Source organism: Streptomyces sp. NPDC006140 (assembly GCF_040628815.1).
In the GTDB taxonomy this organism is placed as follows: Bacteria; Actinomycetota; Actinomycetes; order Streptomycetales; family Streptomycetaceae; genus Streptomyces.
This window is the reverse complement of the sequence record NZ_JBEXTS010000001.1, coordinates 102,656-117,882: the sequence shown is the minus strand read 5'-3', so window position 1 is coordinate 117,882 and position 15,227 is coordinate 102,656. Positions and strand designations below refer to the sequence as shown.

14 protein-coding genes are annotated in these 15,227 nt (G+C 73.3%); 3 read left to right on the top strand and 11 right to left on the bottom strand.

Translation table 11 applies throughout. The features are described from left to right. Window positions 1–37: 37 nt before the first annotated feature. Complete coding sequence (locus ABZ386_RS00475; protein WP_358962726.1) at window positions 38–1,351, top strand: MFS transporter; 1,314 nt, start codon at window positions 38–40, stop codon at window positions 1,349–1,351. Between the two features lie 3 nt (window positions 1,352–1,354). Here the strand turns inward: ABZ386_RS00475 and ABZ386_RS00470 are convergent, their stop codons facing one another. The 10 genes from ABZ386_RS00470 to hrcA all read right to left on the bottom strand — a co-directional run bounded on the left by ABZ386_RS00470 (window position 1,355) and on the right by hrcA (window position 12,128). Continuing rightward, window positions 1,355–2,347: an adenosine deaminase gene (locus ABZ386_RS00470; protein WP_351346223.1), complete on the bottom strand. Its 993-nt coding sequence runs from the start codon at window positions 2,345–2,347 to the stop codon at window positions 1,355–1,357. A 20-nt stretch (window positions 2,348–2,367) separates the two neighbouring features. Continuing rightward, the gene (locus ABZ386_RS00465) at window positions 2,368–3,273 is read right to left on the bottom strand and encodes a ribonuclease Z (protein ID WP_358962723.1); all 906 of its coding nucleotides are present in this window, start codon (window positions 3,271–3,273) and stop codon (window positions 2,368–2,370) included. Between the two features lie 5 nt (window positions 3,274–3,278). Beyond that, window positions 3,279–3,632: a histidine triad nucleotide-binding protein gene (locus ABZ386_RS00460; protein WP_114252364.1), complete on the bottom strand. Its 354-nt coding sequence runs from the start codon at window positions 3,630–3,632 to the stop codon at window positions 3,279–3,281. A 123-nt stretch (window positions 3,633–3,755) separates the two neighbouring features. Next, the gene (locus ABZ386_RS00455) at window positions 3,756–6,959 is read right to left on the bottom strand and encodes a S41 family peptidase (protein WP_351346219.1); all 3,204 of its coding nucleotides are present in this window, start codon (window positions 6,957–6,959) and stop codon (window positions 3,756–3,758) included. Between the two features lie 72 nt (window positions 6,960–7,031). Next, window positions 7,032–7,589: a hypothetical protein gene (locus ABZ386_RS00450; protein WP_351346217.1), complete on the bottom strand. Its 558-nt coding sequence runs from the start codon at window positions 7,587–7,589 to the stop codon at window positions 7,032–7,034. A gap of 49 nt (window positions 7,590–7,638) precedes the next feature. Continuing rightward, a complete protein-coding gene (locus ABZ386_RS00445; RefSeq protein ID WP_351346215.1) occupies window positions 7,639–8,031 on the bottom strand; it encodes a VOC family protein in 393 nt (130 codons plus the stop codon). Between the two features lie 18 nt (window positions 8,032–8,049). Then, window positions 8,050–8,790 carry a 16S rRNA (uracil(1498)-N(3))-methyltransferase gene (locus ABZ386_RS00440; RefSeq protein ID WP_351346213.1) on the bottom strand — a complete coding sequence of 247 codons (741 nt, stop codon included), beginning with the start codon at window positions 8,788–8,790 and terminating at the stop codon, window positions 8,050–8,052. Then, complete coding sequence (locus tag ABZ386_RS00435; RefSeq protein WP_355712967.1) at window positions 8,787–9,875, bottom strand: nitronate monooxygenase; 1,089 nt, start codon at window positions 9,873–9,875, stop codon at window positions 8,787–8,789. Before ABZ386_RS00435 ends, ABZ386_RS00440 begins: the two co-directional genes overlap by 4 nt. Before the next feature lie 100 nt (window positions 9,876–9,975). Next, window positions 9,976–11,112, bottom strand: a complete 1,137-nt coding sequence (dnaJ, locus tag ABZ386_RS00430) for a molecular chaperone DnaJ (protein ID WP_351346209.1) — start codon at window positions 11,110–11,112, stop codon at window positions 9,976–9,978. Continuing rightward, window positions 11,112–12,128 carry a heat-inducible transcriptional repressor HrcA gene (hrcA, locus tag ABZ386_RS00425; protein ID WP_031111606.1) on the bottom strand — a complete coding sequence of 339 codons (1,017 nt, stop codon included), beginning with the start codon at window positions 12,126–12,128 and terminating at the stop codon, window positions 11,112–11,114. The genes dnaJ and hrcA overlap by 1 nt, the downstream gene beginning before the upstream one ends. A 172-nt stretch (window positions 12,129–12,300) precedes the next feature. Here hrcA and ABZ386_RS00420 point away from each other — a divergent pair, with 172 nt between their 5' ends. Further along, window positions 12,301–13,032: an MBL fold metallo-hydrolase gene (locus tag ABZ386_RS00420; RefSeq protein WP_351346206.1), complete on the top strand. Its 732-nt coding sequence runs from the start codon at window positions 12,301–12,303 to the stop codon at window positions 13,030–13,032. A gap of 31 nt (window positions 13,033–13,063) precedes the next feature. Beyond that, window positions 13,064–13,867, top strand: a complete 804-nt coding sequence (locus tag ABZ386_RS00415) for a DUF3097 domain-containing protein (protein WP_351346204.1) — start codon at window positions 13,064–13,066, stop codon at window positions 13,865–13,867. 126 nt (window positions 13,868–13,993) lie between these two features. Here the strand turns inward: ABZ386_RS00415 and hemW are convergent, their stop codons facing one another. After that, a complete protein-coding gene (hemW, locus tag ABZ386_RS00410; RefSeq protein ID WP_351346202.1) occupies window positions 13,994–15,226 on the bottom strand; it encodes a radical SAM family heme chaperone HemW in 1,233 nt (410 codons plus the stop codon). Between the last annotated feature and the right edge of the window lies 1 nt (window position 15,227).

The window sequence follows — 15,227 nt, the reverse complement described above, 5'->3', positions numbered from 1 at the left end:
TTCTCTTCCGCTCCTTTCGCATGCCCTGGGAACGCCCGTGCTCGCCCCCCGCACCACACCCTGGCCCCTCGTCGCCCTTTTCACGGCCGGGTACCTCGCTCCGTATCTGCTGCCGACCACCGTCGGCCGGCTCGACTCGGACCTTCCGCTCTCCGCCACGCAGGCCGGTGCCGTCGGCAGCGCCCTGCTGCTGAGTTCGGCCGCCGCCGGTTTCGCCCTCGCCTCACGGGTCGAACGGATCGGGGCCCGCGCCCTCGCCCGCCTCGGTCTCGCCCTGGCCCTGCTCGGCTACGGCGGTGCCGCCCTGACCACCGCCGTCCCGGCCGTCGTCGCCGGTGCGATGGTCGGCGGGTTCGGATCCGGCACGGCCACCACCGTCGCCGCCACCCTCATCGCGGCCCAACGGGACCCGCACCGGGCCTCCACCGCCGGGCTGCTCAGCGTCTCCGCCCTCGCGGGCGCGGTGTATCTGACCGTGCCGCACCTCGGCCCGGGGCACGGCCTGCCCCTGGCCGCGATCGCCCTCACGGCCCTGGCCGTGTGGCCGCTGACCGGCCGCCTCCCGGCCGGTACGCCCGCCGCTCCCGCCCGGCAGGACAAGGCCCGGTTGCCGCACGCCCGTTCGGGGCTGGTGCTGGCCGCCGCCATGGTGTGCTGGTCGCTCGCCCAGAACTCCCTGTGGGGCGTCAGCGGACGGATCGGGCTGACGCAGGCCCACCTCAGCGAGGCCACCGTCGGTGCCGTCTTCGCCGTGGCACTGGGCGCCGGACTGACCGGCGTCCTGGCCGCGGGCGCGCTCGGGGCACGGCTGGGACGCGCGGTGCCGATCGGCGCGGGCACGGTCCTCATCGCCGGCTGCATCGTGCTGAGCGCCTCCGCCACCGGCCTGACGAGCTTCGCGGCCGGCGAGATCGCCTGGAACACGCTGTACCCGGTGGTGCTGTCGTACCTGATCGGGCTCGCCGCCTCGCTCGACCCGCGCGGGCGCTGGGCGGTGCTGGTCGGCTCGGCGTCCTCGCTGGGCACGGCCGCCGGGCCGCTGACCGGCAGTGTGCTCTCGGCGCAGGCCGGGTTCCCGGCCATGGGCGCGGTCCTCGGCGCCGGGCTGCTGATGATCGCCCTGCCGATGACCGCCGTCGCCCTGCATACCGGCGGACGCCCGCTGCTGCCCGGCGCGATCCGCCGCCGCGGCGGGCACCCGGCCGCCCTGGTCGCCGCCGCCACCGGCACCCCGACCGGCGCGATCCCCGAGATCGGCGCCCCGGAGCAGCCGGTGGTGGAGATCCCCGTGGACACCCCCGCCGTCCCCGCCCAGCGCGCCTACGGCAAGGCGGGGTCGGAGGTCCTCTGACCCCTACGCGAAGGTGTACGCCTCGACTTCGGCGAGGTACCGCGCCCGCAGCTCCTCGTCGTCCTCCAGGAACGAGGCGAGGAAGGAGTTGCGGGCGAGTTCCCGCAGCCGCTCCTCGCCCAGGCCCAGCGTGTCGCGGACGGCGTCGAAGTTGTCGCCGGCGTAGCCGCCGAAGTAGGCCGGGTCGTCGGAGTTGACCGTGCACATCAGGCCGGCGTCCAGCATGGCGGGCAGCGGGTGGTCGGCGAGGGTGTCGACGGTCCGCAGCCGGACGTTGGACAGCGGGCAGAGCGTCAGCGGCACCCGGTCCCGCACCAGCCGCTCCACCAGCGCCGGGTCCTCCACGCAGCGCAGCCCGTGGTCGACGCGCTCGACGCCGAGCACGTCCAGCGCCTGGGTGATGTACTCCGGCGGGCCCTCCTCGCCCGCGTGGGCGACCCGCCGCAGGCCGAGCGCGGCGGCGGCCTCGTAGACCTCGCGGAACTTCACCGGCGGGTGCCCGACCTCGGCCGAGTCGAGGCCGACGCCGGTGATCCGGTCCAGGTACGGCCCCGCCGCGTCGAGCGTGGCCAGCGCCGACTCGGCGGACTCGTCGCGCAGGAAGCACAGGATCAGCCGGGTCGAGACGCCGTGGTTCGCCTCGCTGCTCCCCAGCGCGCGCCACAGCCCCTCGACGACCGTGCCGAGTTCCAGCCCGCGGCTGGTGTGGGCCTGCGGGTCGAAGAAGATCTCCGCGTGCCGCACGCCCTGCGCGGCGGCCCGGGCCAGGTAGGCGTTCGCCAGGTCCTCGAAGTCCCGCTCGGTGCGCAGGACGGCCATGAGCTCGTAGTACAGGTTCAGGAACGACTGGAGATCCTCGAAGCGGTAGGCCTCGCGCAGCTCGTCCGTATCGGCGTACGGCAGCGTGACGCCGTTGCGCGCGGCGAGCTCGAAGGCCAGTTCCGGTTCCAGGGTGCCTTCGATATGAAGGTGCAGTTCGGCTTTGGGGAGGGACATCAATTCATCGTACGGCCGTTTCACCGACGCTTCGGAACCGGCACCCTCAGTAGGTCGTGCGCCACGGTCAGCTCACCGTCGTACCCGGCGGCCCGCGCCTGCCGCTCGAACTCGTCCGGGTCGGTGTAGCGCTGGCTGAAGTGGGTCAGCACCAGGTGCCGCACCCCGCTCTCCTGGGCCACCCGCGCGGCCTGAGCCGCCGTCAGGTGACCGTGCTCCACGGCGAGTTCCTCGTCCTCGTCGAGGAAGGTCGACTCGATGACGAGCAGGTCGCAGCCCTCGGCCAGCGCGTACACCCCGTCGCAGAGCCGGGTGTCCATGACGAACGCGAACCGCTGCCCGCGCCGCACCTCGCTGACGTCCTCCAGCGACACCCCGCCGAGCGAGCCCTCGCGCTGGATCCGGCCGATGTCCGGGCCCTTGACGCCGTGCGCGGCGAGCCGCTCGGGCAGCATGCGGCGGCCGTCGGGCTCGACGATCCGGTAGCCGTACGACTCCACCGGGTGCGACAGCTTCCGGGCCTCCAGTGTGTAGGCGCCGGTGCGGGCGAGGGGCCCGTCGGAGGCCACCGGGGCCTCGGTGATGCCGACTGTCTCGCGGTAGGCGGTGGCGTACCGGAGCCGGTGGAAGAAGCGCTGCCCGGAGCGGGGGTAGTGGGCGGTGATCTCGTGCGGGACCTTGTCGAGGTTGATGCGCTGGATCACGCCGGCGAGGCCGAGGGAGTGGTCGCCGTGGAAGTGCGTGACGCAGATGCGGTTCAGGTCGTGCGCGGCGACCCCGGCGCGCAGCATCTGGCGCTGTGTGCCCTCACCGGGGTCGAAGAGGATGCCTTCGCCGTCCCAGCGCAGCAGGTAGCCGTTGTGGTTGCGGTGCCGGGTGGGGACCTGGCTGGCGGTGCCGAGGACGACGAGTTCGCGTACGGACAAGGCGGTTATCCCGGGGGCCATTCGAGGCCGCGGCCGCCGAGCACGTGGCCGTGCACGTGCCAGACGGTCTGGCCGGCGCCGCTGCCGGTGTTGAAGACGAGGCGGTAGCTGTCGAGCTTCTCCTCGTCCGCGACGGCCTGGGCCTCGCGCAGCACGTCCGCGGTGAGGGCGGGGTCGGCTGCGGCGAGGGCGGCGGCGTTCTCGTAGTGGGCCTTGGGGATCACGAGGACGTGGGTGGGTGCCTGGGGGTTGATGTCGCGGAAGGCGACGGTGGTGTCCGTCTGGCGGACGATCGTCGCCGGGATGGTGCCTGCGACGATCTTGCAGAACAGGCAGTCGTCCTGGGGTTCCCCTGCCATTTTTCCTCCGGGGGTTGGCCGAATTCGGTCCGACTCGGGCATCGTATCGTCGTCGGGTGCGGGTGCCGTTTGGCTGGTCGCGCCCACGCGGCGGAGCCGCACATCGACACAGCCCCGCGCCCCTCAGAGGGTCGGGACAGCCGGGGGAGTTTTCGCGGGACTGGTCTCCAAACGCTCCAACGCGATGCGGATGGCCTCGTCGAGCTGCACATCCCTGCCCGCCACGTGATCCTGCGGGCGCTGCACCACCTCCACGTCCGGATCCACGCCGTGGTTCTCCACCCCCCACCCGTAGCCCTCCAGCCAGAAGGCGTATTTCGGCTGGGTGACCAGGGTGCCGTCGACCAGGCGGTAGCGGCTGTCGATGCCGATGACGCCACCCCAGGTGCGGGTGCCGACGACCGGGCCGATGCCGAGGGCCTTGATCGCGGCGTTGACGATGTCGCCGTCGGAGCCGGAGAACTCGTTGGCTACGGCGACGACCGGGCCCCGGGGCGCGTCGCGCGGGTAGCTCTCGGCGCGCATGCCGCGGGGCAGGTCCCAGCCGACGACGCGGCGGGCCAGTTTCTCCACGACGAGCTGGGAGGTGTGGCCGCCGCGGTTCTCGCGGACGTCGACGACCAGGCCCTCGCGGGCGACCTCGACGCGCAGGTCGCGGTGGATCTGGGCCCAGCCGGGCGCCTGCATGTCGGGGACGTGCAGGTAGCCGAGGCGGCCGCCGGACTTCTCGTGGACGTAGGCACGTCGGTCGGCGACCCAGGCGTGGTAGCGCAGCGGCTCCTCGTCGGCGACCGGGACGACGACGGCGTGCCGCGGGTCGCCGCCGCCGGACGGGGAGATGGTCAGCTCCACCGGCTTGCCCGCCGTGCCGATCAGGAGCGGGCCGGGTCCTGCGACCGGGTCGACGGGCTGCCCGGCGATCGCGACGATGGCGTCCCCGGGGCGTACCGCGACGCCGGGCGCGGCCAGCGGGCTGCGGGCGTCCGGGTCGGAGGTCTCGGAGGGCAGGATGCGGTCGACGCGCCAGCTGCCGTCCTCGTGGCGGGAGATGTCGGCGCCGAGCAGGCCCTGACGGGGGCCGCCGCCGCGGCCGCCGCGCGGGGTGACGTAGGCGTGCGAGGTGCCGAGTTCGCCCTGGACCTCCCACAGCAGGTCGACGAGGTCGTCATGGGTGGCGCACCGGTCCACGACCGGGCGGTAGCGGTCGAGGACGCCGTCCCAGTCGACGCCGCTCATGTCCGGCCGCCAGAAGTGGTCCCGCATGATGCGGCCGTTCTCGTCGAACATCTGCCGCCACTCGGCCGCCGGGTCGACGAACTGGCGTACGCGGCCGAGGTCGACGGTGATGTTGGTGTCGCTGTCGTCGTCGTTCGAGGCGCGCCGGTCGCTGGGGACGACCTTCAGCCGTCCGTCGGTCCACAGCAGCACCCGCTTGCCGTCGCCGCTGACCTCGAAGTGGTCGGCGTCGACGGCGAGGTGCTCGACGCGCTGCTGGGCGAGGTCGTACCGCTCCAGCTCGGACTTGGGCTCGGGGTCGTCCGGGGTGGCCCGGGACGCGCCGAGCACACCGGCGACCGGGTGGCGCAGCCACAGCACGCCGTCCTTGGCGGCCCGCAGGTTGGAGTAGCGGGCGGCCTCGACCGGGAAGGGCACGATGCGGTCGGCGAGGCCTTCGAGGTCGATGCGGGTGGTGGGGGTGCCCTCGCTGTCGGGGGTCTCCTCCCGGTCGGGCGTCTCGAAGGACCGGCCGTGCCGCTGCGGCCCGAACGGTGACGGGGTCGTGGCCGCGAGGGTGATGAGGTGCGGCCGGGCGCCTTCGACGAAGGCCAGGTCGAAGACGTGCTCGTCGTAGACGGGGTCGAAGGAGCGGGTCGACAGGAACGCGAGGTGCTTGCCGTCGGCGGTGAACGCGGGCGCGTAGTCCTGGAAGCGCAGCGGGGTCGCCTCGGTGACCGACAGGTCGGTGGTGTTGGCGAGCTTCAGCTGACACAGGGGCCGCGGGCCGGGGTGGGACCAGGCGAGCCAGGTCGAGTCGGGTGAGAAGACGAGCCCCGACACGTCGCCGTCCTCACTGCGGTCGACTTCCCGCACCTCGCCGGTCTCCCGCTCGACGAGCAGCAGGCGCCCGTCGTGGGAGGCCACGGCGGCGCGGCTGCCGTCGGGCGCCATGGCGAGGTCCAGTACGCGGCCGAGCTGTCCGGCGGCGAGCCGGCGCGGCGTCGCCCCGGGGGCGAGGCCGGTGGCGGGCGCGAACTCCAGGGCGTCGTCGCCCTCGGCGTCCGTCACCCACACCACCCACTCCTCGCCGTCCGTGCGGAAGGCGCGCGGCATCCGGGCCCGTACGCCGGGCGTCGCGGCCAGCGCGCGGGCGGGGCCGGAGCGGTGGGTGACCCAGTGGACGGAGCCGCGCACGGAGACGGCGCTGCCCCGCGCGGTGTGGTCCGGGGACGCCGACCCGAACCAGCGGGCGGCGTTGACCGGGAACGGCTGGAGGTCGACGCGCTGCCCGCCGAGGCGCACGTCGAGCCGACGCGGCTCGGCCCCGTCCAGGTCGTCCAGCAGCCAGAGTTCACCGGCGCTGGAGTAGACGACCCGGCTGCCGTCGGTCGCGGCGTGCCGGGCGTAGAAGCCTTCGAGGGGGGTGTGGCGGCGCAGGTCGGAGCCGTCGGCGAGGGAGGAGTACAGCGCGCCGGTGCCCTCGTGGTCGGAGAGGAACGCGACCCGGTCCCCCACCCACAGCGGGTACTCGATGTTGCCGTCGAGGTCCTCGTGGAGCCGGACGAACTCGCCGTCGCCTTCGCGGTCGATCCACAACTTGCCCGCCGTACCGCCCCGGTACCGCTTCCACCAGGCCGCCTCGCGTCCCATGGGCGCGGACAGCAGCACCGTGTGCGGGCCGTAGGCGATGTCGCCGACGGGGCCGTAGGGCAGGGTGGCGGCCGGGCCGCCGTCGAGCGGGACGGCACGCGCCCAGGTGCGGCGCAGGCTCGCCTGCCCCTGGGTGCTGATCGCCAGTACCTCGCCGTCCGGGGTCCAGCCGCGCACCTGGGTCTTCAGACTCCCCCAGTACGTCAGGCGCTTGGCGGGGCCTCCGTCGACGGGGGCGATGTGCACCTCGGGGGCGCCGTCCCGGGTGGAGGTCCAGGCGACGGTGGTGCCGTCCGGGGAGATGCGGGGCTGGGTCACCGGCACGTTGTCGGCGCTGACCCGCCAGGCCCGGCCGCCGTCGAGCGGGGCGAGCCACACGTCGTCCTCGGCGGTGAAGGCGACCAGGTCGCCGTGCACGTGCGGGAACCGGAGATAAGCAGGCGATGCGGACTGTGTCACCCGATCACCCTATGCAGCAACGGCGCGCCGCGGACAGACTTCGGATCACTTGCCGTTCGCCCCTCGCGTACGTCACTTGCCCTCGACGGGGCGGCAGTCGGGGTACCGGTCGCACCAGATGGTCTGTGTGACGGTCACGGTGACGGTGGGCCCGGGCTGCCCCTGGGTGGGGCCGCCGCCCACGGGCGGCGGGCTGGTGGCGTTGCAGTCGCCGAGCCCGTCCACCTCGAACCAGACCTTGCCGTCGACCTTGGCGGTGATGTTCCCGCGCACGCAGGCACCCTCGACGGCGTGGGTGACCTTGCCGTCGACGGTGATCTCCTTGCCGTCCTTCGTCTCACCCTGGCAGTCGACGGTGGCGACGGTCTTCTCGCTCGCCGAGGGCGACGGTGCCGACGTCTTGCCGGTGTCGCCGTAGGAGGCGGTGCAACTGAGCCAGCGCACGCCCGCCTTCTGCCGGTCGAGTTCCTTGGTCACGGCCTCGTCGGTGGTGTACGCGACGGCCGCGGAGCTGATGCCGCTGCCCGGCTCGCACGCGACGGCCCCGCCCACGGCGACGGCCCCGAACACCGCCGCGACAGCCACCTGCCGGCCGCGCGGCCCCCGCCAGATCCTCCTGTACGCCCCCATGAAGGGGAGCCTGCCACTGACGGGGGCGGCGCGGTAGGGCGCAAAGGCGTCAACCGCGCAGCAGCAGCCACTCCTGAAGCTCCACCAGGTTGCCCTCGGGGTCCTTGAGGTGGGCGACCCGCATGCGGTCGGTCATGGGCGCCGGGCCGTGCAGGATCGTGGCGCCGCGCAGCGTGATCTCCTCGCAGTACGCGTCCAGCGCGTCCACCCGCAGCACGACGAGGGACCGGTGCCCGGTGGCCGCGTCCCCCACCTCGTCGAGCACCTCGGCCATCATCGACCGGTCCTGCAGCGCGATCCCCGCGGAGCCGACGGCCGGGCTGAACTTCTCGTACGGCCCCTCGGCCGCCCCCGACTGGGGCTTGAGGCCGAGGATGTCGCCGTAGAAGCGGTAACACGCGGCGAAGTCGGTGACGAGCAGGCGTACTTGGGCGAGTTCCACGGTTCCTCCAAGGGGGGGTCAGGACCAGCGGCCGGTACGAGCCAGGAGCACGGCGGCGGCCGCGGTCCCGGCGGTCGATGTGCGCAGCACACTGCGCCCGAGGCGGTACGCCCCGGCCCCCGCCTCCTCGAACAGCGCCAACTCCTCCGGCGCCACGCCCCCTTCGGGCCCCACGACCAGCACGATCTCGCCGGGCGACGGCAGTTCGGCCGTCGCCAGCGGCGCGTCCCCGCTCTCGTGCAGCACGGCGGCGAAGTCGGCGCCCGCCAGCAGCGCCGCGACCTGCTTGGTCGTGGCCGTCTCCGCGACCTCGGGGAACCGCACCCGGCGCGACTGCTTGCCGGCCTCCCGTGCCGTGGCCCGCCACTTGCCCAGCGCCTTGGCCCCGCGGTCGCCCTTCCACTGCGTGATGCAGCGCGCCGCCGCCCAGGGCACGATCGCGTCGACGCCGACCTCGGTCATCGTCTCGACGGCCAGCTCCCCCCGGTCCCCCTTGGGCAGCGCCTGTACGACGGTCAGCCGCGGCTGCTCCGGCGGCTCCTCGCTCACCGAGTCCAGCTGGACGATCAGCCGGTCCTTGCCCTCGGTGTCGAGCACCACGCAGTCCGCCCAGCGCCCGGCCCCGTCGGTGAGGACCACGTCCTCGCCGGGCCGCAGCCGCTTCACGGAGACGGCGTGCCGCCCTTCCGGCCCGTCGAGGACGTACCGGCCGCCGCCGCCCGCGTCGAAGTGGTCGACGACGAAGACCGGCGCGGTCATCGAAGGCCTCCACCCGGGATGCCGCCGCCCGACAACGCTGTCCTGGCGGCGGCGAGTTCACCGGCCAGCACCTCCACCAGCTGCCCGGCGGGCAGCTCCCGCGCCATCCGGTGCCCCTGCCCGGCCCACAGCGCCATGCCCTGCGCGTCACCGGCCTTGGCGGCGGCCTTGCGCAACGGCGAGGTGAGGTGGTGGATCTCGGGGTAGGCGGCGGGCGCGTACGGGCCGTGCTCGCGCAGGAACCGGTTGACGAGGCCGCGCGCCGGCCGCCCGGAGAAGGCCCGGGTCAACTCCGTGCGGACGAACAGGGGGTTGGTCAGCGCCTGCTTGTGCAGGGCGTTCGCCCCCGACTCGGGCGTGGCGAGGAACGCCGTGCCGAGCTGGGCCGCGCTCGCGCCGGCGGCGAGCACCGCGGCGATCTGGCCGCCGCGCATGATGCCGCCGGCGGCGATGATCGGGAGGTTGACGGCCTCCCTGATCTGGGCGACCAGCGACAGCAGGCCGATGCCGGAACCGTCCGTCTCGGGGATGTCCCGGTGGGTGCCCTGGTGACCGCCGGCCTCGACGCCCTGCGCGATGACCGCGTCCGCGCCCGCCCGTTCGACGGCCCGGGCCTCGTCGGGGGTGGTGGCGGTGACCAGGACGAAGGTGCCGACGCGGTGCAGGGCGTCGACGACCTCGCGGCTCGGGGCGCCGAAGTGGAACGACACGACGGGCACGGGGTTGTCGCGGAGCACCGCGAGCTTGGTCTCGTAGCCGTCGTCGCGGCCGCTGTCGGGGTCGCCCAGCTCGGCCTCGTACCAGGTGGCCTCGCCGGCCAGCTGGTGGGCGTAGACGTCGACGGCGGCCGGGTCGGCGTACTCCGGCTGCGGCATGAAGAGGTTGACGCCGAAGGGCCTGCCGGTGAGGCTCCTCAGCTGCTTGATCTCCTCGTACATCCCGTCGGCGGTCTTGTACCCGGCGGCGAGGAACCCGAGCCCGCCCGCCTCGCACACGGCGGCGGCGAGCTGCGGCACGGAGACGCCGCCCGCCATGGGGGCCTGCACGATCGGGAGGGGGAAGAGATCGGTCAGAGCGGAGGACATGACCGCATGTTGTCACGTCCTCCGAACAACTCCGAAACCGGCCTGCCGTGTGGCATAGACCAGAGGAACAACCTCTCGACCGCCACCCGGAAGACTCCCGTCAGCGCCCGTTGAAGGCGTCCTTCAGCCGGGAGAACAACCCCTGCTGACCAGGCTGGAATTGCCCCTGAGGCCGCTCCTCGCCGCGGAGCTTCGCCAGCTCGCGCAGGAGGCGTTCCTGTTCGGGGTCGAGCTTGGTCGGGGTCTGGACCTCGACGTGGACGATGAGGTCGCCGCGTCCGCCGCCGCGCAGGTGGGTGACACCGCGGCCGTGCAGCGGGATCGACTGGCCGGACTGGGTGCCCGGGCGGATGTCGACCTCCTCCAGGCCGTCCAGCGTCTCCAGCGGCACCTTCGTGCCGAGGGCCGCCGCCGTCATGGGGATGGTCACCGTGCAGTGCAGGTCGTCGCCGCGCCGCTGGAACATGGCGTGCGGCAGCTCGTGGATCTCGACGTAGAGGTCACCGGCCGGACCGCCACCGGGCCCGACCTCGCCCTCGCCGGCCAGCTGGATCCGCGTGCCGTTGTCGACACCGGCCGGGATCTTGACCGTGAGCGTGCGGCGGGAGCGGACCCGCCCATCGCCCGCGCACTCCGGGCAGGGCGTCGGGACGACCGTGCCGAAGCCCTGGCACTGCGGGCACGGGCGGGACGTCATGACCTGGCCCAGGAAGGACCGGGTGACCTGCGACACCTCACCGCGGCCGCGGCACATGTCACACGTCTGGGCGGAGGTGCCGGGGGCGGCGCCTTCACCGTTACAGGTGTTGCAGACGACGGCCGTGTCGACCTGGATGTCCTTCGTCGTGCCGAAGGCCGCCTCGTCCAGCTCCACCTCGATGCGGATCATGGCGTCCTGGCCCCGGCGGGTGCGCGAGCGCGGACCGCGCTGCGACGCCGTGCCGAAGAACGCGTCCATGATGTCGGAGAAGTTCCCGAAGCCACCGGCTCCGAAGCCGCCCGCGCCACCGCCCTGGGCCTGCGAGAGCGGGTCGCCGCCGAGGTCGTAGACCTGCTTCTTCTGCGGGTCCGACAGCACCTCGTAGGCGGCGTTGATCTCCTTGAACCGCTCCTGGGTCTTCGGATCGGGGTTGACGTCCGGATGCAGCTCGCGGGCGAGCCGCCGGAAGGCCTTCTTGATCTCTTCCTGCGACGCGTCGCGGCGCACGCCGAGTACGGCGTAGTAGTCCGTGGCCACTACGACTCCGCCAGGATCTGTCCGACGTACCGTGCCACTGCGCGTACCGCTCCCATCGTTCCCGGGTAGTCCATGCGGGTCGGTCCGACCACGCCGAGCTTGGCGACTGCCTCGCCGCCCGAACCGTAGCCGACCGACACGACGGACGTGGAGTTGAGTCCTTCGTGGGCGTTCTCGTGACCGATACGGACGGTCACGCCCGGATCCTTGGCCTCGCCGAGCAGCTTGAGGAGCACGACCTGCTCCTCCAGCGCCTCCAGCACCGGCCGGATCGTGAGGGGGAAGTCATGACCGAAGCGGGTCAGATTGGCGGTGCCGCCGATCATCAGCCGCTCCTCGTTCTCCTCGACGAGCGTCTCCAGAAGCGTGGAGAGCACCGTGGAGACCGTACCCCGGTCCTCGTGCTCGAAAGCCTCCGGGAGATCCTCCACCAGACTCGGCACATCCGCGAAACGGCGGTTCGCCACCCGGCTGTTGAGGCGCGCGCGCAGATCCGCGAGCGAGGCCTCGCCGAAGGGCGCCGGGCAGTCGACCACCCGCTGCTCGACCCGCCCGGTGTCCGTGATCAGCACGAGCATCACCCGCGCGGGCGCCAGGGAGAGCAGCTCCACGTGGCGCACGGTGGACCGGGTCAGCGACGGGTACTGCACGACGGCGACCTGGCGCGTGAGCTGCGCGAGCAGCCGTACCGTGCGCGCCACGACGTCGTCGAGGTCGACGGCGCCCTCCAGGAAGTTCTGGATCGCGCGCCGCTCGGGTGCGGTCATGGGCTTGACGCCGGCGAGCTTGTCCACGAACAGGCGGTAGCCCTTGTCGGTGGGGATGCGCCCGGCGCTGGTGTGCGGCTGGGCGATGTATCCCTCGTCCTCCAGGGCCGCCATGTCGTTGCGGACGGTCGCCGGGGAGACGCCGAGGTTGTGCCGCTCGGTGAGGGCCTTGGAGCCGACCGGCTCCTCGGTGCCGACGTAGTCCTGGACGATGGCGCGCAGCACCTGAAGCCTGCGTTCACTGAGCATCGCGCACACCTCCAGAAGTCTCCGCCTGCTGCCCCGCCGATTCGCGGCCTGGCACTCTGCGCGTGCGAGTGCCAATGTTCCCCGGCCCAGTGTACGGCGGTGGGGTACGCCCCCGGCAAGGCTGGTCGTGCGGCGTCGTGCCCCGGGCGGGGCGCACCGCTAGCGTCGCCGTATGACGGTGACTTGGGAAGAGCTCGGGTGGGAGCGCGTGGCCGCCGGGGTGGGGCGGTGCCGGCTGCCGGTGTGGGACTGCACGGCGGGGCTGGTCGCCGGCGAGGACGCGGCCCTCGTGATCGACGCCGGGTCGAGCCCGGCCGAGGGCGCGCGGTTGCGCCAGCAGGCGCAGTCGCTCACCGGTCACCGTGTGACACATCTCGCGCTGACCCATCCCCACTTCGACCACGTCTTCGGGGCGGCGGCGTTCCCGGGGGCGGAGGTCTTCGGCGCGGTCGGCGTGGACGCGGTGCTGACCCGCGCGCGGGACCGCGAGGAGCTGTACGCGGACGCGGTACGCAACGGCCTGAACGAGACGGTCGCCCGGGAGTCGGCGGACCGGCTCGTCCCGCCCCGGCACCTGGTGTCCGGCGAGTGGACCCTGGACCTGGGCGGCGGGCGCCAGGTGCTGCTGGCGAACGTGGGCCCGGGGCACACCGCGCACGACCTGGCGGTGCTGGTGCCGGGCGATCCGGAGGTGGTGTTCTGCGGCGACCTGGTCGAGGAGTCCGGCGAGCCCCAGGCGGGCCCGGACGCCGTGCCGTCGCACTGGCCGGCCGCGCTGGACCGGCTGCTCGCGCTCGGCGGTGAGGACGCGCTGTACGTCCCCGGTCACGGAGCGGTGGTGGACTCGGCGTTCGTCCGGGCCCAGCGGGACGCGCTGGCGACCCGTTTCGGCGTGTCTCCGTGACCACCCGCCCGGTTCTCCTATCGTCATCCGAATGCGCCAGTACTCTCCGGACCTGACCCCGCCGTGGAAGAAGCCCCAGCCGGTCCCCGAGGTCCCGGCGGAACCCGGCCTGGTGGTGGAGGAGCCCGGCAGCGGCTTCTGCGGGGCGGTCATCCGCTGCGAGGCCGGGACGGTGACGCTGGAGGACCGCTTCGGCAAGCACCGCGTGTTCCCGATGGAGCCGCGCGGCTTCCTGCTGGAGGGCAAGGTGGTGACGCTGGTCCGCCCCTCGTCCGGCGCCCCGGCCCGCCCCACCCGTACGGCCTCCGGTTCGGTGGCGGTGCCCGGCGCACGCGCGCGGGTGGCCCGCGCCGGCCGCATCTACGTCGAGGGCCGGCACGACGCCGAGCTGGTCGAGAAGGTGTGGGGCGACGACCTGCGCATCGAGGGCGTGGTCGTGGAGTACCTGGAGGGCGTGGACGACCTCCCGTCGATCGTCGACTCCTTCGCCCCCGGCCCCGACGCGCGGCTCGGCGTCCTGGTCGACCACCTCGTCCCCGGCTCGAAGGAGTGGCACATCGCCCAGTCGGTGACGAGCGACCACGCGCTGGTGGTCGGGCACCCCTACATCGACATCTGGGAGGCGGTGAAACCGTCGTCCCTGGGCATCGAGGCGTGGCCTTCGGTGCCGCGCGGGCAGGACTGGAAGACGGGGGTGTGCCGGGCGCTGGGGTGGCCGGAGAACACCGGGGCGGCGTGGCGGGGGATCCTGGCGCGGGTGCGGTCGTACAGGGACCTGGAGCCGGAGCTGCTGGGTTGCGTGGAGCGTCTCATCGACCACGTGACCGTGCCCTGACGTTTGCCGAGTCGTTCGCACATCGGGCCTGGTGGTCTGCTCTCCGCCACAGCGGAGGTGGTCCCTCGATCAGTTCGTCGACGCTGCCGAGCAGCTCGTGCTCCCCGCCGCAGCGGGGGTGGCCCCTCAGTCCACCAGGTCCCGCACCACCGCGTCCGCCAGCAGCCGCCCCCGGAGGGTGAGCACTGCGCGCCCCTCCTCGTACGGCGTCTCCTGGAGGAGACCGTCCGACAGGGCGCGGCGGGCGGCGGCGAGGCCCTGGTCCCGCAGCAACGACAGCGGCACTCCCTCCCGCAGCCGCAGCTCCAGCAGAATCCGCTCGACCCGCCGGTCCTCCTCCGACAGCACCTCACGCCCGGCCCCGGGCGACCTCCCCGAAGCCAGCGCGGCGGCATACGCGCCCGGGTGCTTCACGTTCCACCACCGCACCCCGCCCACATGACTGTGCGCGCCCGGCCCGGCCCCCCACCAGTCGGCCCCGCGCCAGTACAGCTCGTTGTGCAGACACCGCCCCGCCGCGGAGGTCGCCCAGTTCGACACCTCGTACCACTCGAACCCGGCACCCGAGAGCACCTCGTCCGCGATCAGGTACCGGTCGGCATGCACATCGTCGTCGGTCATCGGCACCTCGCCCCGGCGGATCCGCCGCGCCAGCTGCGTCCCCTCCTCCACGATCAACGCGTACGCGCTGACATGGTCCGGCCCGGCCCCCAGCACCGCGTCCAGCGACGCCCTCCAGTCCTCGTCCGACTCCCCCGGCGTGCCGTAGATCAGGTCGAGGTTCACATGCTCGAACCCGGCCGCCCGGGCCTCCGCGACACAGGCCTCCGGCCGACCCGGCGTGTGCGTCCGGTCCAGCACCTTCAGCACGTGCTGCCGCGCGCTCTGCATCCCGAAGGAGATCCGGTTGAAGCCCCCCTCGCGCAGGGCGGCCAGATACGCGGGATCGACCGACTCCGGGTTCGCCTCCGTGGTGACCTCGGCATCCGCCGCCAGCCCGAACTCGTCCCGGACGGCCCGCAGCATCCGTACGAGGTCACCGGCGTCCAGCAGCGTCGGCGTACCGCCGCCGACGAACACCGTACGGACGGGCCTCGGATCGTCCCCCAGCACCTTCCGCGCCAGGCGGATCTCGTCGACGAGCGTCTCGGCGTAGTTGTCGCGGGAGGCGAGCACGCCGCCGGTGCCGCGCAGCTCGGTCGCCGTGTAGGTGTTGAAGTCGCAGTAGCCGCAGCGGGTGGCGCAGTACGGGACGTGCAGGTAGAACCCGAGCGGGCGGTCGGCGGCCCCGGCGAGCGCGGACGCGGGCAGCGCGCCGTCCTCGGGGACCGGCTCGCCGTCGGGGAGAGCGGAAGGCATG